This window comes from Phyllobacterium bourgognense (genome assembly GCF_003337575.1).
GTDB classification, from domain to species: Bacteria; Pseudomonadota; Alphaproteobacteria; order Rhizobiales; family Rhizobiaceae; genus Phyllobacterium; species Phyllobacterium bourgognense.
Genome location: NZ_QPJM01000001.1, coordinates 353,052 through 371,270, shown reverse-complemented (window position 1 = coordinate 371,270; position 18,219 = coordinate 353,052). Strand labels below are relative to the sequence as shown.

The 18,219-nt window shown below is 52.6% G+C and carries 21 protein-coding genes; 9 read left to right on the top strand and 12 right to left on the bottom strand.

Annotation, left to right across the window (positions count from 1 at the left end):
- Window positions 1–120 precede the first annotated feature (120 nt).
- Window positions 121–372, bottom strand: coding sequence for a hypothetical protein (locus C7476_RS01780; protein WP_147274598.1), 252 nt, complete (start codon window positions 370–372; stop codon window positions 121–123).
- Window positions 373–847: 475 nt separating this feature from the next.
- On the opposite strand from C7476_RS01780, the gene C7476_RS01775 reads away from it, so the two are divergent.
- A complete protein-coding gene (locus C7476_RS01775; RefSeq protein WP_147274597.1) occupies window positions 848–1,216 on the top strand; it encodes a hypothetical protein in 369 nt (122 codons plus the stop codon).
- Window positions 1,217–1,260: 44 nt separating this feature from the next.
- On the opposite strand, the gene C7476_RS28025 is transcribed toward C7476_RS01775, so the two are convergent.
- From C7476_RS28025 to C7476_RS01760, 4 genes are all read right to left on the bottom strand, one after another.
- Window positions 1,261–1,431, bottom strand: coding sequence for a hypothetical protein (locus tag C7476_RS28025; protein WP_181872318.1), 171 nt, complete (start codon window positions 1,429–1,431; stop codon window positions 1,261–1,263).
- A 298-nt stretch (window positions 1,432–1,729) separates the two neighbouring features.
- Window positions 1,730–2,032, bottom strand: a complete 303-nt coding sequence (locus C7476_RS01770; protein WP_114428186.1) for a hypothetical protein — start codon at window positions 2,030–2,032, stop codon at window positions 1,730–1,732.
- Window positions 2,033–2,431: 399 nt separating this feature from the next.
- The gene (locus C7476_RS01765) at window positions 2,432–2,743 is read right to left on the bottom strand and encodes a Rap1a/Tai family immunity protein (protein WP_147274596.1); all 312 of its coding nucleotides are present in this window, start codon (window positions 2,741–2,743) and stop codon (window positions 2,432–2,434) included.
- Window positions 2,744–2,870: 127 nt separating this feature from the next.
- Window positions 2,871–3,209, bottom strand: a complete 339-nt coding sequence (locus C7476_RS01760) for a Rap1a/Tai family immunity protein (RefSeq protein WP_114428184.1) — start codon at window positions 3,207–3,209, stop codon at window positions 2,871–2,873.
- A gap of 91 nt (window positions 3,210–3,300) precedes the next feature.
- Between C7476_RS01760 and C7476_RS28020 the strand changes: the two genes are divergently transcribed.
- Entirely contained in the window at window positions 3,301–3,471 is a 171-nt protein-coding gene (locus C7476_RS28020) for a hypothetical protein (RefSeq protein WP_181872317.1), read from the top strand.
- 794 nt (window positions 3,472–4,265) lie between these two features.
- Here the strand turns inward: C7476_RS28020 and C7476_RS01750 are convergent.
- The 5 genes from C7476_RS01750 to C7476_RS01730 form a co-directional block, all read right to left on the bottom strand.
- A complete protein-coding gene (locus C7476_RS01750; RefSeq protein ID WP_114428182.1) occupies window positions 4,266–4,556 on the bottom strand; it encodes a hypothetical protein in 291 nt (96 codons plus the stop codon).
- Window positions 4,556–5,197, bottom strand: coding sequence for a hypothetical protein (locus C7476_RS01745; RefSeq protein ID WP_114428181.1), 642 nt, complete (start codon window positions 5,195–5,197; stop codon window positions 4,556–4,558). Before C7476_RS01745 ends, C7476_RS01750 begins: the two co-directional genes overlap by 1 nt.
- 102 nt (window positions 5,198–5,299) lie before the next feature.
- Complete coding sequence (locus C7476_RS01740; RefSeq protein ID WP_114428180.1) at window positions 5,300–5,806, bottom strand: hypothetical protein; 507 nt, start codon at window positions 5,804–5,806, stop codon at window positions 5,300–5,302.
- Between the two features lie 181 nt (window positions 5,807–5,987).
- Window positions 5,988–6,866: a hypothetical protein gene (locus tag C7476_RS01735; protein WP_147274595.1), complete on the bottom strand. Its 879-nt coding sequence runs from the start codon at window positions 6,864–6,866 to the stop codon at window positions 5,988–5,990.
- A 303-nt stretch (window positions 6,867–7,169) separates the two neighbouring features.
- A complete protein-coding gene (locus tag C7476_RS01730; RefSeq protein WP_147274594.1) occupies window positions 7,170–8,369 on the bottom strand; it encodes a hypothetical protein in 1,200 nt (399 codons plus the stop codon).
- 1,023 nt (window positions 8,370–9,392) lie between these two features.
- Between C7476_RS01730 and C7476_RS01725 the strand changes: the two genes are divergently transcribed.
- Window positions 9,393–10,667, top strand: coding sequence for an OmpP1/FadL family transporter (locus C7476_RS01725; protein ID WP_114428177.1), 1,275 nt, complete (start codon window positions 9,393–9,395; stop codon window positions 10,665–10,667).
- On the opposite strand, the gene C7476_RS01720 is transcribed toward C7476_RS01725, so the two are convergent.
- Window positions 10,664–11,098: a helix-turn-helix domain-containing protein gene (locus C7476_RS01720; protein ID WP_114428176.1), complete on the bottom strand. Its 435-nt coding sequence runs from the start codon at window positions 11,096–11,098 to the stop codon at window positions 10,664–10,666. The two genes, C7476_RS01725 and C7476_RS01720, sit on opposite strands and share 4 nt — an antisense overlap.
- 105 nt (window positions 11,099–11,203) lie before the next feature.
- Between C7476_RS01720 and C7476_RS29315 the strand changes: the two genes are divergently transcribed.
- Window positions 11,204–11,392 (top strand): plasmid partitioning protein RepB C-terminal domain-containing protein, encoded by a 189-nt coding sequence (locus C7476_RS29315; RefSeq protein WP_425373929.1) that lies wholly within the window; start codon window positions 11,204–11,206, stop codon window positions 11,390–11,392.
- 175 nt (window positions 11,393–11,567) lie between these two features.
- Here the strand turns inward: C7476_RS29315 and C7476_RS01710 are convergent, their stop codons facing one another.
- Complete coding sequence (locus C7476_RS01710) at window positions 11,568–12,617, bottom strand: PAN domain-containing protein (RefSeq protein ID WP_245426018.1); 1,050 nt, start codon at window positions 12,615–12,617, stop codon at window positions 11,568–11,570.
- A 689-nt stretch (window positions 12,618–13,306) separates the two neighbouring features.
- On the opposite strand from C7476_RS01710, the gene C7476_RS01700 reads away from it, so the two are divergent.
- The 5 genes from C7476_RS01700 to C7476_RS01680 all read left to right on the top strand — a co-directional run bounded on the left by C7476_RS01700 (window position 13,307) and on the right by C7476_RS01680 (window position 17,416).
- Window positions 13,307–13,852, top strand: a complete 546-nt coding sequence (locus C7476_RS01700) for a hypothetical protein (protein WP_147274593.1) — start codon at window positions 13,307–13,309, stop codon at window positions 13,850–13,852.
- Between the two features lie 77 nt (window positions 13,853–13,929).
- Complete coding sequence (locus tag C7476_RS01695) at window positions 13,930–14,667, top strand: HipA family kinase (protein WP_147274592.1); 738 nt, start codon at window positions 13,930–13,932, stop codon at window positions 14,665–14,667.
- Window positions 14,664–15,497, top strand: coding sequence for a DUF3037 domain-containing protein (locus C7476_RS01690; RefSeq protein ID WP_114428171.1), 834 nt, complete (start codon window positions 14,664–14,666; stop codon window positions 15,495–15,497). Before C7476_RS01695 ends, C7476_RS01690 begins: the two co-directional genes overlap by 4 nt.
- A gap of 451 nt (window positions 15,498–15,948) precedes the next feature.
- Window positions 15,949–16,935, top strand: a complete 987-nt coding sequence (locus tag C7476_RS01685; RefSeq protein ID WP_114428170.1) for a site-specific integrase — start codon at window positions 15,949–15,951, stop codon at window positions 16,933–16,935.
- Between the two features lie 88 nt (window positions 16,936–17,023).
- On the top strand, window positions 17,024–17,416 hold the full coding sequence (locus tag C7476_RS01680) for a hypothetical protein (RefSeq protein WP_114428169.1): 393 nt from the start codon (window positions 17,024–17,026) through the stop codon (window positions 17,414–17,416).
- The last annotated feature ends 803 nt before the right edge of the window (window positions 17,417–18,219 follow it).

Sequence of the window (18,219 nt, the reverse complement as noted above, 5' to 3'; positions counted from 1 at the left end):
ATGCCTTCTGCTGCCCGAGCAACCCGGCTCCCCAGTCCACCCATACCAAGCAACGACTTGTTCCCACCCCGGCACCAACAGGGAAAAAACGCCCAATCCACCCATACCAAGGGTCAAAGCTCAACGCGGGAGACTGAGCTGAACCCATTCCGCATTCACGAGGATGTAAAGCACGATCGCCAAAAGCAGCCCATTGAGCATTAGGAAGTAGAAGATCCAGCTTTGAATGGCCCTCGTCTCCTCAATTTGTTCGTGGGTGCGAGCGAGAATTGGATACAGCTGCCATACAGATTCTCTTGTAGCGGGAAGTTTCCCCTCGTCCACTTCTTCAGGCTCATCGTTGCCAGCAAGAATTGGCAGATCTATTTCCAAGTGAAGCTCTCCCTCGATAAAATCGGTGCTTATCTTGATGAATAGAACGCGCGGTTGCATTGGTCGACTTGACTGAAGGGAGAATCGATACACCCAAAAGTCGAGCGCGGATGCTATAGTGCCAAGGCGGAAATGGGACCCCTTATGAGGAGCGTCGGCGCGACCAGGCTTGGTTGCGCTACGTGACCGGCGATTATCATCAGGGCAATGCGAAGGACTATATCGAGCTGTCACGGCTGATTTCAGCTGACCAGGAGGAGCGGGCGCAGAACATTGCGCGGCTCAATGCGTTCCGTAAATAGCTAATTCGCTACATCGCCAAAACAAGAAAGGGCTCTTTATGGGCCCTTTTTGCATGATATAACGCCCTTGCAACGGGAGGGCGACAATGGACGAATGCGAAACGTTTCTGACAGATCGGATCACTACAGCACACGAAGAGGCTCTCTATCAGCCTCAGACGCGAGAGGGGTGGATGGCCATTTTCTATGAAATGAATCCACTGCAGCTTGGAGCTTATGCCCATTTGGCTGTGGAGCTTGACGCTCCCGCTCGCTTTGATAGGGATTTTTGGCGCAACGTGGCGGAAGCGCTTACCCACGTTTCCTTCCTCGCTATCGGCATCAATGAGCACAGACGGCAAGTGGCCTTAAAGTTGGCGGAGAAATCGTTAGACGTCGCACGGCAGATCGACAAGAATCATCCGGAAATGCTTGCATTGTATGACAAGGCGTGGGGAGCTTATATCGAAAGTGGCGAAGAATGGAGCGGAAGGCGATTGGAGCTTTTTAAACAGGGACTCATCAACGAGTGGGGCGCGAGCGTCAAATCGCGAAAAGCCTAATTCGCTCAATCGCTAAAAGAGGAAAGGGGCCCGAAGGCCCCTTTTTATGCTGCAAGCTGCGTTTTGAGGTGAAGATCCGCTCGAGCCCGGATCGCAGCGAGTGAGGTTCTCCAGAACGTGTTGCCGTGATCGTAGACCGATTTCAGGAGATTGTCCTCTGCATCGGCGTCCGCTTCTGGCAGCACAATCCCCGCATAATCGCTGAGTGTGACCAATCACCTGCATTGTCACAACGGTTATAGGTTTGAAGTCCTAGAAAGTTTCGTCATATGTGATGGGGATGCCTTCTGCTGCCCGAGCACTCCCTGCTCACCAGTCCACCCATACCCAGAAAACTTGTAGCGCCACGGCTGCATTTCTCAGAAGCCGACTTTGACTTCCTTAGCTTTCCTGGAGGCTGCAGCAGAAGGCCGCGTGTGCCATGGCTACCAACCGACCAGATCACCTTCTGGGCAAACCAAAGGGTCCTGTGTGGCTCAACTGGAGAAAAAACCCGCGACGCTGAGGTAAACGCTAGGCAGCTTTTTTCTGGTGCTGCTCTTTCAGGTATTCCATCTCTTTCTCGTAAGCCTTGAAATGCTCCTTCTCTCCATGACGGAAGTAGAAGAACAGAATGCAAAAGACGATTACCGAGGTGATAGAGGAAGCCTGACTGAATGCTTCAAAGTCCAGCCCAGCCAAGTTAGTGAAGACAACCATCACCGCCTGGCAGGCGAGCACGCCGGTTAAACCGGCAGCTATCGGCTCGTATTTCGGTTTAGGTGCAAACTTGTCCGCATGTTCTTGCGCAAGCTTGTCCATTTCTTTCCAGTCCATAATCAGTCTTCCCCGTTATTCCGGCTCTTTCGGGCCGCCACAGATTGCTCTGTATAGCGAATTCTGAAAAGGAAAAGCCCCGTGAGTAAGCGCCCAACACTTTATCCTCATCGAACAACTTGTGTTCACTCCCTAGGAGTATGTTCTCCACAGTGAGACCAAAGCATCTGAACCTGGTCCTGATAACCGGCGCTTCTCGATCTTAGAGGGTTCGAAGACCTCTCCGCTACTGCAATGAGTGCGGCCGCAAGAGCCAGGTGAACGAGATCGCCTTGGGTAAGAAATGCGGCGGCGATACCTACATCAACTCGGTCAGGACCAGGCCCCCGCTGCGCCGCGGGTCAACTGCAAGAACATGAAGGGCAACGTGTTCAGCACGGTCGACAAGGACCGGAAAGGCTAATCCTGTTTGCAGAATGCCAGATAGAGCGCTCGTATGGCGATGGTGCTGGCATTTATATCTCGGTTCCCGGGATTATCCTCAAGGAACTTCACCACAACATCCTGAACCTGCCCGACGGTAACACTCGGACGCAGGCAAGTAGGCTTTCCGTTGACAATGCGATAGCTCGCCCAGGCATCGGCAGCCGCGACGACATAGCCCGTGCATACGCCTCTTTCATCGAAATCCTTAGAACGGCACAGCTTTAGGAGTTTATTGCCGTCATAGAAACCGTCAGCCCTCGCCGGCAAAACACTCGCTGCAACCATGGCAGCAACCAATAGACACGCCTCATTCCCCATTCCACCCCTGGATATGTCTTTCGACACCATTATTCTGGCCAGGGGCAGAAGCCAAGAGAGCATTGCTACCTAGTGGCTGTTATCCTCACGGGCCTCACTTTTCCGGACAGAATGCTCCCTTAAAGGCGACAGCCACGATGACGGCAGCGGGCAGTTCATATTCTCGGTAGTGAGCTGCCAAATAACCTCTAACCACGGCTGCCATATCGTTTGCGTGAACGGCTTCATTTATGCAGGGCTTGAGCCCTTTCTGACGCCTAGCTTCTTCAAAACCATCATAAGCACCAAGGATGTAATAGACACAGGCTTCGTCGCTTCCGCGAGGTTCTCCACAAACCCGAGCCAGATCATTACCCCGATAATAGGGTGGCGTCGCCTTTGCCGGAAGAACACTCGCTGCAACCATGGCAGCAATTAGGAGAAAACGACTCATTCCCCACCCCTTTGTTATAGCTCTATATCGAGATCTGCTCTGGCCTGGCGCCGGCAAGCCCTGCTAAGGATCTATGCCAAGGAGCCACGGCATGTGCAGCTATCAGACCACGGAGACCCCGGCGAACCTCATGCTCAGTCCAGCCTGCATCCAGTGCCTCGAAGAAGACCGCGGTTACATCCCCGGTTTCGAACAACTCATCAAACCGAGCCTCCATGGCTTCTTCACAACAGAGCGCTCGATCCGGATGATCCAAGGGTAATTGAGGCGATGGAACTGACATCGGTTCCCCTTCAAGAAGTTGTCAAAAGCCTCCCCGGACAACCAAAAGGTAAACATACACGGTCCAAGACCACCCCGGCTAGCCCCAAAAAGTTGTCAAGGCGTCAACCATGGTCCTTACAGTGTCAATGCACTAACGGCACTAAACGGAATAAGTTGTCGGCACTTTACATGAAGTTGCCAAAACCACCCTTCAAATCACTTTTTAGGATTCTGACAACTTGGGTTCCGCAATCATCAAAAGACTCATAAACGCTCAAGGGCTCGAACCGTCACGATCGATGCTCCAGGTGAAGCTAAATAGATCGGATAGCTATCCTGAGCGAACCTCGAGACAATCAGCGTGGACGCAGACCGCGATGCAAAATCCGAAGGTGCACAAGGAAAAATATGTATCCTTGGAAAACACCCGAGAGAGATCCCCGATCAAGAACTACGTGTAGAAGGATAACGTGAGTGGCTCTCTCGCATCAAATTCGAGAGTAACTACTGGCCTAGATCCATAAGCGGATGAGCTGGCTGAACAGGCACGACAGAATGCTGTGCGGTTTTTGGACAGCGAGATTAGTGAGGTTTCGCTTTAGTTTCCTCTCCTTCTTGTTCGTTCCACTCCGGCCTTTGTGGTCAACCTACAGAGAACTACAAAGCAACTGTCGGCAGCTTGTATGGAACCTACTCGGCAATGAAAAGACCGCCTGAGCGGTCTTTAGTTGTCTTGGGAATCTTGGAGCTTTCGAACTTTGCCTTATCCGCTTCTCCTTCTCCTGCGTCGGTTCACTCGTGTATTTGGTGCGGGACAGATTCGATGAAATAAACCTCGTCATCGTCCCAGCCTTCAACCGCTTGGACATAACCTGTGAGATATCCTCCGCAATCGGCGTAGCTCTCCGCTTTCTGCGGATCTTTCTCTGCAGCGAATAGTGCCATTTGCTGAAGCGTTTTAATCCGCTTTTGAATTTCTGCTCTGCGGATTCCGTTTTCGACTGCTGCATCACTAAGAGCTTTGCGCGATCGATATGCTACTCGAAGCTTCGGGCTCAAGCGGTCAATCTTGACACTCGACATTACGCCGCCTCCGGTAATTCGACGCCACTCATAATGGCGTCAATTTGATGGCCGAATAGGGTGCGATGAATATGCAATGCACGCGCCACATTCTGGATTGATGCCCAATGATCATCTAGCATCTTGTTCAATCTCCGGTGTGCAACGTTCAGCAGCTTCTTTCTCGCCGATCTATTCGGCTCTGCTAGACTAAGTATCATGGCCACTTGCCCAAAATCGCGCTCGCAAACAGTCCTGTCGAAACTCGCGCTGTCTATTTCCCTCTCAACATATGGTCCCGCCAGAACGTGAATGACGTAGCCAATAATCGTCTCCCGGTCTTCCTTGGTCCGAATGCCGCGACGGGGCAAACCGCCGATAGGATTGACTATTGGATTGAGCCTATCTGACGAAATAGTCATGCAAACTGGTCCGAACCCCGTGCACATATTTTCAATCGCAATAGCGTTGTTATCAATAAAGGCAGGATCTATAGATACCCACTCGACCCTGAACCCTGTCAGGCGCGCCACAACCGCATGGCCTGCTTCATGATACTGAGGTTTCAAGATTTCCCTTCGTATCCAGTTAGAGGGCTCGTAATTGTCGTCGGTTTTCGTCCTTGCCGTGAAAACCAGCGGCGTGTTATTATACTTTGTCATTTAGTTTCCCTTTCTAGGATTGATGACACTCAGGATTCCGGTGGTGAGACACCGGCATTCAATAGCGGCGCGGCCTCGGTCGCGCCGTTTGCTTTTGGGCTATTACTCGTCGCCCACCTTCCATTCGGGCAGAGTGTAACGGACCTGCTTGTCAAGCCGGTCGCGTGCCATGGTTAGCCGGACGAAATCGGCTAACGCATCTTTTTTGGCTGCTGGATCAGTAAAATCGGCGCCTTCCATTTCTTCGATCCGTGCACCTAACTCATCTCGCTTATAAGCGTTGACGTGTTCCGCCATGGCACGGGCCGCTTCCAACAGCATTTCGATCGTGATCTCCGCACGGCCTAGTGAACCCTGTCGTCCGCGATACGTTTGAGGGATCACCTCGCCGCTCGCAGACACCGGGTCACCGTCCTCTGCAAACTCTGGAGCTACCATTCCGGCGATATCTAGCGGCAAAACAAAGCCGTCCCAGTTCTCATCGTTCGAGGCAAGCCACTGAGAAAAGGGCCTTCGAAAATCGCCGCTCGTTGTATCAGTGGCGAGCGCACGGCTCTTTTTCAGCCGTTCCCTGTATCTCCGTTGTTTCTCTGTGGGGGTGAGCGCCATACTAACGTCCTTATCTGGTAACGGTTACATGTATGCCGTTACTTTATGGCGAAATTAAGGCGTGACTTCGACGGGCTTTGCCCATTATCTGGCAAGCAAGGCCCTCTGCTCCCGCTAGTCCTGGTTTGAAAGGTGGCTTGTTTGGCCGGTTCACAACATCGATCACATCGCAAACAATTCGCTATCCCTTCATCATCCACGATTCCGGCGATGATTTTGGCGTCAGGCCAAAAGCCATAATCACGTGTGGGATGACCTTTGGAGCACGCTCATTGGCTTCCAATGCGTAAAGCCTTGGTGAGATAGATTCAGCAAAATGCGAAGGTTCGATCGCGCGCACACTGGACTGCGCGGCGCTGTCATTAAAGGGAAATGGTCGCAAACCGTCGACAATGCTAGGAGCAATTCGCGAGTTTCCAAGTCGATAAAGACCAGCTGCGACATGGCCAAAAATGCCTTCGTCCGAACGGAGGTCCTGCAACCAATCCAGGTAGAAGTCCACAACGCATTTGTAGGTTATTCCGGTATAGACCTTCGATACCGTTTCTATCTCACTTTCCTGGAGATGATGGCGAATGGGAGCCACCAGAGCGCAAACCCTTGGATCGCCCAAGCTGAGGAGGCCTCCGACGACTGCGGCGGGATTTCTAGGCGTGCCGTTGGTAATCATGTTCACGATGTCCCGCGGACGCGTCATAGGATCGCCGTCAATCAACTCCCCTAGACTTGCGTAATCTATAGTCGCCGTTGAGACTATTCCCAGATCTGTATCGAGCAGCATAAACGGATTGAATGCAACTGCCGTCGCCCCACCTAGAAAGCCAACCAATTCCACAACAGCTGCGTAAATTCTCTTCCGGTCATCGATCGGGGTCCTTTTCAAGAATCGATCATAGACAGATTTGAGATTGGATAAGTCTTCGGGCTTTCGGAATATTCCGTGACGTATGACCTCGCATAGGATCAGATCCTCAAACGCTTTCAGGTTGTTGAGTCGCGCACCAGCATCATGGTTGCGAATAATATCCATGAAGGCTTTCGGGTTCTCTCTGAAAAGCAAATCTGTCTCCTCATCCGTCAGCTATGAAACTACTGCAGTTGGGGCGAACTTGCACTCAGTATCCAGATCATCGACAACGCGATCGTGAAGACGACAGCGGCGCTCGACCACCCCGTCACCAAAATCCGGGACCTGCCAATCGTCCTCTGAAGAATCCGGTCGATCGGTCTAATGCGATAGTCGCGCATGTTTTTCCCACAATGTGTTGGGAGTAGCTAACGAGTGGCACCCCGTGGGTGCGAGGCGCCCTCATGTCCTGGCGGGAGAAGCCTAATAACTTGTTCCTGTAGGTGTGGTTGGAGCTTAACGAAGCATCCTATCCCTCAGCTCCCTCAGTGCTGCTTCAACCCTCTTGTTCAGGTCCTTGTAGGCCACACCTGTCCCAGCGATGCCGTCACCCACTCTTGGCTTTAGACTGAGAGTATGCCCTCGTTTCTTCAGATCGCGGCGCACCATATTCCGAACAGGCCTCACAATGCGTTTCCTGGCGTCGTCATATGCATTTAGTCCGAGGACGCCGGTATTGAGAAACTTCATACGTCGCAGGCGTTCGAAATGGGTCCAAACCGCTCGCGATGTCCCCGACATCATTCGAGACGTATCTTCAAACGTGGGAAGCATGAAGCGAAAAAAATCGCCTTGCATCTTAGTGAAGGAATACCTTTTCAGATCATCGAGCCGTTCGAGCCCTAGCTTTCCGATGTATTGCCCCCTCAGAGTTACCTCTATGCGGACTCGCCTGTCGGCCTCCGCAAGGACGGCCCTACTCCCATCACTTGGATTCTGCCGGTCGAGGATCTTGTCCATGATACGCCAACTGCAATCGCTACCGTCTTCGCCTAGATAAAAGGTTGCGTCTATGTGAGCGGGCAAATCACTATCGATACAGACCAGCGACTGATCCATCACGCAGGGGTCTTTCGGCCACGGCAAGACTGCCCGCGTGTTGCCATCTGAACGTCGTCCCCATGAGTATCTTGGACGGTCTCGTCTGTAGGAGATAATATCCCGGGTTGGCATAAAATGGCGGATCATGACTCCAACCAGTTTTGAGCGAAGCTGCTGGGACGGAGACTTCGGGGTGAAGTCGACACTTATCTCGATTGCCTGGACGACTGGATCGCCATTCAGCCCGAATTTTGCTTCGACGGCATCGACAGCTCGTTGGACGATTCGTAGATCAGCGTCTTGAATACGGACCTCAAACTCAGATGAAACGCGGCCGGCCCTTTCATTAAGCACCTCTATGTGGACATTTTGGCCAGTCGCGTCGTCTATCTCTTTCTTGATCCATTGAAACTGTGTGTCTCTTTTCACTCGTAGAATGACGTCGACCCAATCAATCACGGCTTTGCACTTAAAATCCGAGAGAGAAATCTCCGGTTCAAGGACTATCCGGTTCTTTAGGCGACGTTGGGCCTTGTCGATGGATTTCTGAACATAAGTGAGTTCAGTTGATTTCGTGGGATCCTTGATTGCCGTAAGTGGCACAGTGAATTTCATCGCCCATTGGCCTTGTCGGATGCTGCTGTCGATTCGCAACATGCCCATGCCGGCCAGACAATGAAACCAGCGACAGAGCTTCATCCACCTAAATTGTGTGAAAATCGCCATAGCGAGTCACTGAGTGATTCCCGTGCCGTGGGCGGTGTTCGACACTACCTCGCTCGTCAAAGCTCGCCACCGCGAATCCTCGAGCCAATGGCACTATCCACCGGCTGCGATTCTCGCTCAAACTCTCGAAAGAACCATCCAGGTATTTTTATGGAAACCCGCCCTAGTGAAGCCTTAACTCAGCGTGATTAGCCCGTGTTGATATGCATCCAACTGAGGCGAAATTTGCTAGACTGGAGAAAAACAAAAAAAGGGGGGTCAAAATGTTTGAGTTGACAGATGGGGCTATGCTGATCGTTATTGCGATCGCAACGGCTATTGGTGCCTATATCTTTTTTGGAATCTCAATCGTGCAACTTCCAGCCTTCTAGGGGTGGCCGTTTTCTATCGACGTCCATTTGCTCATAGCGAGGTTAACTGGCCCCATATGACCCACCGCCGAGCCGGCATTTGCATGACCGCGAGGATCGACTGCAGCAAGGTTAGTCATTTGCGTGACCTCGACTGCGGTTCGCTGTTCCTAATGTTCCCTCGATCCCGAGCGTGAGACCGAGGAAATCCCGCGATAGAGTCCGATGATTCCTAATCCGAACGGATTATCACCATATTTTTGCCGACCTGGTGTCTCATTTCGGACATTTTCGGACCACGTTGCATTTGCGCAACAATGGGGCATTTTACCCTAAATAATGCCCTTTTTAGCCCCGTTTGATCGCCTAATCTGCCGAATCGCACACTTCCGAAGCCTAAAATCCTCGAAATTCTCTAGTATAGGCGTTTCGATCTAATGGACCTCCCGAGTTAGAGCCTCTTGAAACGAGTTGCGCGCTATCACGGCTTCGTTACCTATACGTAATGGTAACGAATTGACCCGAGTTTGGACGCAAGTGCAGGGGTTTTTGGGAGGGCTTAATGAATAGAACAATATCTACAATCGCCGGCGGCGCTCTACTTCTTACGAGCGTCGCCTCCGGTGCGCAGGCGGGTGGGCTTGAGCGCGGTGGATACAGTTGGGATCTTCTATTTAACAACGGAACAGTTGCGACCGATGCAGGCGTCACTCATGTCATGCCGGAGCGCCGAATCAAGAATGCGCGCGATACCGATCCTAGCAATGGGCCAGGCTTCGGAAGCACGAGTGTAGACGAGACCCCTTCATACAATGTCCCTCGCTGGAGCGGCAAGGTCGGCATCACGCCAGAGTTCGATTGTTTGGCGAGCTATCAACAGCCGTGGGGCGTTCACACCAATCCAGGCTATGCCTGGCAAGGTAACGCCAGCAACATCGAAACCGAGATTACCAGCAACGATTATGGTTTGACCTGTTCCTACAAATGGCAGGTAGGTCCGGGCTTCCTTCGAGGCATAGCCGGCGTCTCGTATCAGGAGATCGAGGGCTTTAAGACCAGAATGGTCAATAGCCTCATTCCACTAAGCGGAGCGTTTCCGGGTTTTGATGGCACCGGAACACTCGATATTAAAGGCGATGGTTGGGGCTGGCGCGCTGGCGTTGCCTATGAGATTCCTGAATACGAAATGCGCTTCAGCCTTATCTACAATGCAGAGATTGACCTCGGCGAGGTCAACGGCACCGTGGACTTGACCGAAATCCCGAGAGCGCTTGCGTCTGCCAGAAATCCCTTTTTAGGAACAGTCACAGACGTATATGGCACAGCAACCCTGCCGCAGCAGCTTGAGTTCAAATGGCAGACAGGTATCGCTCCAGAATGGCTCGCCTTTGGCACGGTCAAGTGGACCGACTGGAGTGTCCTCGGTGTTATCCCCTTCTGCCCCACGGTTACAAAGTCGTTAGGCTCATGCAACCCTAGCTCTCCATTCCGCCTCACATCTCTCGATCTGATGTTCCAGGACGGTTGGTATGTTATGGCCGGCATTGGCCATCAGTTTACTCCAAAATGGAGTGGCGCTGCTCAAATCAGCTGGGATCGGGGCACATCAACTGGCTTGACCACACAGACCGACACCTACCTGCTTTCAGTCGGCGCTCAATACCAGCCGAACAAATCTTGGCAACTCCAGGCCGGCGCTGCGGTGGGCATGTTGTCCTCGGGCAGCTACGGTCCAACAGCTTGCGAGGGCAATCAAGCTTGCGGCGTAGACGCTGCCTATGAGTTTGGCGACGACTTCGTGTCGGCTCTGTCCGTCTCCGCGAAGCTGAAATTTTAAGTGGCTTCTGAGGCCAGGGTTTTCTTAACTGGAACCTTGGCCTCATAGAGGATTTTCCGGACGCTCCAGCGTGAGCAGTGATGTTTATGCGCTATGTCCTCGATGGACATCCCTCCCCTGCAGTCAGTAGCTACAGCCTCCCGATCAATGATGCCTGACACCGGCACTTCAAGATCACGCCGCATCAGTGATTTCTTGATTGCTGCATAGTTCCTGCTGCCAAATGCTATTCCAATATCGGTCAAGGACGTTCCGCGCAGCCTCACATACGCCTCGGCGATTGCGTCATCGCGAGCCTCTACTATGTGCGGTTTGCGAGACCTGTCGATGAGGTCGGCGCTCGATAGCTGATTGCACTCGGCAACAATTCCGATGATATCCTCAATGGAAGGGTCAAGTAGGCTATCTAGAGCAGCGTAGGCGTTGTTCATGCTTGAATTCCATGGTTCCAATCGTCATGCGATTTCTAGCCGGTTCGATCTTTTAAATCCACACGTGTTCAATGTCGGAAGCTGTCAGTAAATGACCGTTTGAAAATGCCGATAATCGGCTTCAGACTGCAACATGCTATGAGTTCAATTCAAGAATCCTACGGTAGGGATCATTTGGAGCTCACAGTCATCAAAGGCTACGTCAAACGACTCTTAGCGAACGCCCGCGTCGTCAGCTATTTGTTGGGACTCGCCCTGAATATGTGCCTGAGCTGCAGAGCGTCGTCGAGATAACTTCAAGCTGAGGGCTGGACAATTAAACAGCGAGTAGGCAGGCCGGTTCTTCGTCCGTCCGCTCAAGTGCCGCGATGGTCCACGTTGCATAACGCCCCATTATGGAACTAATATTTTCATGGCGGACCGTCGGCGCAAACGCGCACTACAGAACCGCAACGGCGCTCTGAACGCTCTATTGCAAGCTGATGATCGAGGTCGGCGCGAACGTTTGCATCTTTTTCACCCCCGTCACCATGTCCTGGCCGTAGATTGGGGTGCCGACCGCGCCCTTCAGCCAACACTCGCTTTTGCGCTTGATAAAGGTGAAGGCAATGCAGCGGTTGTCGGCAACACACGCCAAACGACACTGCTGCGGCGTGCCGTTCTTCTGCGCTGGCCGCCTGGAGAGATCGCCGCCGGGCAAATCCACATCTTTGAACAGAGCTAATTTTGGGTCGATCGTGCCCATCGAGAACTGTTGTGGGTCCGGATCGGCGCTGCTGAGAAACTTACCGGAGACCGCAACCGCGTTGCCGTCAGCGGTGCCTTCACTGGCTTTAAGGAAACAGTTCGGGCCTCGCGCTACACGCGGATTGGCGTTAAAGGTAAATGCCTTGCATTGTCCGTTCATCGCCAGACAGCTCCTGGCGCATTGCGCCGCATCGCTGGTGCGCACCGAGGAGATGTCATCGCCAAACAGATCAAGGCCAGTATAGACCGCCATGCGCGTCGGCCGTTTGGCATATTGTTCGATCGCCGAGAGTTTCGCCTCGGCTTGGCCGCTCAAGCCGTCCGGCGTGATCTGCGTCGGAACACTGGCTGGCGCCAATACCACCGGCATCGTTGGGCTCGATGCAGCCCCATCAGGTTCGAATTCGTGTTCGGCTGTTTTTACCGCGTCAGCGGGCGCTTGCGCTCCCGGCTTACGATTGATGTGAAAACGCGCAACCTCCTCTGACGTAAAGACGTGCATGTCCTTCGGCGGCGTTTTGAACATGACGGTAAGAACTTCAATAGGTGTATTGAAGCGGTTTAGGACATCAAGAATGTCGGAAATGGAATATTGCGCACTGACAAGGTTGCCATCGTCATTCGAGATCTGGTGCACGCCGAGCTCGCCATCGACCTGGCGCTCATTGCCGGCAAGAAAGATATAGGCACAGGCGGAATAGCAGCTGGAGCCCTTCGGGATAAACGTCGCAAGATTGCGCTGATGCACATCATCGGCGATGAGCAGCGCCATCGCCACTGTCCCGCCTGGGCTGTTTAACACGAAAAGTTTGGCGTTGGGTGCCGCTTGCAGCACACGGCGAAAATCAAGCGCTGCGCCAACGCCGATTTCGCCATTCAAGGCAATGACATCGGGACGGCCGTCATCAACTGAGAACGGCCCAAAGGTTCGCTCTGCCGCGAAACCAGCCGTAGTGAAGAGTGTCAAAAAGCAAAGAACCGACAACAGTCGGCGGACCCCAACGCATATACGCATCACGCACGCCCCCCGGCGCTATTTTTTCTTATTAGAGCACCAAACCGGGGAGTATTTCAAGTTGCTGGCACCCTAAGCCTTTGGGGTATTTGTCCTCGAAGGTTAACTAATTTGAACACTCTTATTAGGAATCCTGCCTTGCCGCGGGAGTAGTGTTGCAAATCGCTCCCGTTTACGAGAATGTCCAGCCAAACACGACTACCGTTGAACTAGAAGTATACGACTACAATCTCATCTTCGCATCGCGCACCCGACTCGTCTTGCTCTGCCAACTTGAGGCGGCGCTTTTAACCTCAGGTTGGGCAGAGCCACGCGTGATGTCGCGAGTTAGAGACAGGTGCATCACGATTATTACTTCTTGCTGAAAGAGGAAGAGTGAAATGCCACCTACCTCGATGTCTATAAGGCAAATCTGTAGATCAACTGAGGCCCTCATGACCCCCACGATGAACAATAAAGCTTATGGAATCGAATTGCATGCCCATCGTTTTGCCGCTTGGTCAGCGTGTCGGGCGGCGTTCCGTGGCAGGACGGGCTTAAATATTTGCTCTGGCAGTTTGATCCTTGAAAATTGCGGCGCAGCAAACTTTTTGAGTGCCAATTCTCTGCCGGACCCCACTGAGATCGACGCCTCTCACCGGGTCTGGTGCGAAAATGCGTGTGGTACTGCCGAACATTTGGGGTTGAATATCAGTCATGGCATCGCTGCGAAGCTAGTAAACGTCTACCTAAAGGCCCGCTTTGTTTGCGGCGGACAACACTTCCATCCAAAAGTGAGCGCACTGCATCCGCCGGTAGACGGTATCCTACTTTCGAGCCTCGTCGCGCGAGGGATAATTCAGCGTTCACGGACAGGCAATATTCCATCTTGGACAAAATTTGACCTGGACAATTATCAGAACGTTATCATGCGAATACGCGACCACTTGGGCAACAGTCCGATGTGGATGATAGAAGAGCACTGGGACCCGCGACTTGAAGTCAGGGCATAACACGTGCCTCGCCAGCAAAGAGAACAAGCGATACATGTTGGTTAGAAGCAATATCAATAATGTTCGGCGTGGGGCCCATGGCAATTGAGATTCAGGAAGTGCTTCGTCGTTCTGAGCAAGGAATCACAGAGCCCTACATTTGTCGTGGAACCGACACCAAGCTTTATTATGTGAAAGGTAAGGGTGCTGGCTATGACTCACTTGTTAAAGAGTGGGTGGCAGGTCAACTGGCTCGCCGCTTAGGGCTACCAATCCCTACGTTTCACGTGGTTGTAGTGCCACGGGAATTATATGAGATCGGGCGGAAAGAATCCCTGCGAGACCTGGGCCATGGTTCGCTGTTCGGCTCTGAACAGGTCATGAACGTAAACGAACTATCTGTTCTCAATTCTGACGCAATCCCGGCGGAGTTGAAGCGAGAGATCGTGGCTTTCGACTGGTGGGTAATGAATGGTGATCGCACTCTTACCGAGGCTGGCGGCAATCCCAACATTCTTTGGTCGGAGACTAACAGTCAGCCTTTTATTATTGATCACAACCTGGCATTTGACACAGGGGTAACGCTTCGTTCACTCCTGGAAAGCCATATTTTCGCCGGATCGCTGAAGGAAATCTGTGAGTCATCCGGCCTCCAAGCTCACTATAAGGCGAAGTTCCAGAACGCTTTGACCAATTGGCAGAACATCGTTAGTGACATCCCAGAGCGGTGGTATTATGAAGACGACGCCCTGAGCGTCCAGAGCCGTATTTCAATCGACTCAATCGAGGTTACCCTACAGCGATATCAAGCGCAGGCATTTTGGAAACAAACATGAAAAAGCATGCAATAAGCTATGCGATAATCCGTTTCCAACCACACGTTGAGACGGAAGAGTTCGCGAATATCGGGATCGTCTTAGTCGCGCCCCGACTAAGCTATCTCGATTTCAGACTCGAAACGCGACGCTTGAGCCGTTTAACCGGTTTCTTCGATAACCTAGAGCCTGCCACGATCCGCGGCGTTCTCAAAAACTACAACGCGGAGTTGAAGCGGATCAGAGATTTGGCAGGTCATACTGGCGACGGACAGGCTCGTTTCGAGTTCGATCTGACGGACAATGCCGACCATCTTTTTCATGCACTAACAAAAGATAGAGAAGGAATCATCCGGTTCAGCGAGGTTCGGTTTGCAATGAGCGAACGCCCTCGTGAAAAACTCGATGAACTTTTTGACCACTATGTCCGACGGAACTTTGCGAATTCAGTATACAAGGAAGGGCTTTTGGAGCGACATGTCAGGAGCGCTCTAAGACTTGGCGAGATTGGCCAGAACTTCAAGCGTATGTCGTTTACAGATGGCGTTTATTCGGCCAATTTTCCGTTTGTCGAGGTCATAAACGACAAACCGCTTAAGATACTGAAGCCCATATATCTCGGCCAAGACGAACCGACCCGCATTCTCGACCATGGTAACAAGTGGATGTTCACTATCAACCGTTTGAAGAAAATCTTGCCGCCGGACGTCGTGTTTGCAGTTGAGGGCCCTAACGGGTCTTCGCTGCGCGAAAGAGCGTTTCGTGAGACTTTGGAACAATTCAAAGCTAACGATATTAGAGTTGTGGACGCAAAAAACGATCGCGAACTATTAGCAGCGATGGATAGTTAACTGGGAATGGTAATCGAACGCCCATTGCAACCTCAAGATCGGCCTCTATTTCCAATACCTACTCGTGGTATGTGAGCCACGAACTGACCTGACGCTGGGCAGTGACACTGGAATAGCGTGATGCGAATTGGAGAGTGCTGCCTAAATAAGACAGCACTCTCTCGGCAAATCCGGATGCGGAAGTCGTTGATTTCATTGAGAGCTGAAACGGCCTTGGTGCTCGGAAAGTCACTTCCAGGCTGTTGCGGCACAAATCCGTCACACTTGACCAAATGCCGGTGTCTCTGCGCTGCGGCTGCCTCAGCACAACAGAAATAAAAGTCGGCGTCTATCCCCGTCATGAACGAGACCGGCGTCCTCCGTCGCAACGCCTGGAAAAGTGTGCCGTCGCCCTTGGCGAGGTGACGGGGGCGTCCTACGCGATAGAAGCACAATTTTCGGGAGGTGCTTCATGGCGACGATCCGCAAGCTCAGGGGCCGCTGGCAAGGACAAGTCAGACGCAAGGGCATGCAACCCCGCGCCAAAAGCTTTGACAGTAAGAGCGAGGCAGAAAAGTGGGCGCGCAATCTCGAGGCAGAGCTTGATCGTTGCGGATCCATGCCGGATACGCGGCTGGCTGAACAGATGACCGTTCATGATCTGCTGACGCGCTACCGGCGCGAAATCACCGCCGCAAAACGCAGCTCAAAACCAGAAGCAACGCGTATAGGCGGCATGTTGAAACGCGCCATCTGCTATCGCACGCTCGCGATTCTCAGCCCCAGCGACATCGCCCTCTATCGTGACGAGCGTTTGAAGCTTGTCACCGGTTCTACGGTGCTCAAAGAGCTCAATATTCTTGGCCATGCCATCGATATCGCGCGCAAAGAATGGGGCGTGCATTTACCGCAAAATCCGTGTCGCATGATACGGCGCCCTGCTCCAGCGCGAGCACGCGATCGTCGTCTGCAAGACGGCGAAGAACAGAAACTTCTGCACGCGGCTGACGCGGGTCGCAGTCCCTATATGCGTGCATTGATTATCATCGCGATCGAGACGGCGATGCGTCAGGGCGAACTGCTGTCGCTTTTATGGGACGACGTGGACCTTGAACGCAGGATCGTGCATCTGGACATGACCAAAAACGGTGAGAGCCGAGACGTGCCGCTGTCGAAACGAGCATTGGATGAGTTTCGTCGGCTGCGCGATGGATGCTTACAAGACAAAGTGTTTCCCACGACGAAAGGAGCGGTGTGCCAAGCCTGGGAGCATCTGCGCACACGCGCCGGGTCCCAAAACTTGCACTTCCATGACCTACGTCATGAGGCGGTGACGCGACTTCTCGAGCGCGGCTTCAACGTCATTGAGACGGCAACGATTTCCGGACACAAAGAGCTTCGCATGTTGCAGCGATATTCACATTTGAGAGCGGTCGATCTCGTTGATCGATTGGGTTAAGCGGCTTGGAATTTATTCCTAGTTATCCTTGGCTCCGCACCTGCCCCATCCTATTCATTACTCATCGGCCCTTACCCGGAGCCTGAGAATGACTCGTCAGAAATTGTCCCGCCGTCGCACGCTAGTAAGACTCACTATTATCGCACTCGCGCTCGCCAGCCAACTCGACCACGCGACAGCACAGCCCCCAGCGTTTGATCGCGTCGACGTCGAGATGGCTGTCAATGCGAAAGCACCGATAACGGTGCTTGATGCTGAGAACATGCGCTTTGCGGTTGAGCGCATCAACATGCCGCGCCAAGAACGCCAGGTAGGCTTTGTCTGCGGTCGCATCATCCCAGTTGATCGCCCACGCTTCGGCGACGCAATGAATTCCTATCAAGCGCTGTTGTTTTTAAGATATGGCCAACTATCCGCCGGACCAGTCGCCGCGTTCTTCAAGCCGCTTGAGGAGCTGCTGAACGACAAGATGTGCCAATAGCTGCTCGACATCGCCGTTGCGTATTCGATCTCAGCCCATTTGCCCATTGCCAGGGTGAGCTGTCGCTTGAAACGGTGATAGCTCACCTGGATTGTCACGTCGGGATCGGATCGAAGTCCTAGAATATTTCGTCATGTGCGATGGGGATGCGTTTTGCTGCCAGAGCAATTATTTGCCTCGAATCCACCCATACCCTTTCGGCTTGAGCACTATCCGGTTCTTCAGACGACGTTGTGACTTTTCGCTCGTCTTTCGAACATAAGTCAGTTCGGTTGATTTCGTAGGATCCTTGATAGCCGTCAGTGGCACAGTAAATTTCATCGCCCATTGGCATTGTCGAATGCTGCTGACGATTCGCAATGCCTACGCCGGCCAGGCAATGAAACCAGCGACAGAGCCTCATCCACCTAAATTCTGTGAAAATCGCCATAGCCAGTCACTGAGCGACTCGCGCGGCATGAATGGTCCCGGGCACCACCGGACACCTCGAAGCTCTCCAGCGTGAATCTTCGAGTCACTCAGAAGCTATCGAAGTGAGCATCTGCACTCGTAGCCCTGTAGAGGTGCACCAAATTTGGGGGTAGTCCAGATCTGAATTGGGAAACGAAATCGTTGTAGTCAGATCAGTCCCAGTTGAAGTTGCCGTGTTTGAAGCGTAGTTCCAACGTTTCGCATTTTGGACATCTGTAGTGACCATCTGTCAAAACGAGCTTACCCCAATTTTCTAAGGGTCTGCCATCGCCGGACCAGTTGGCCGGATCAGAGATCGCTAATACTTCGGCTGACGAACACTGTTCGCAGAC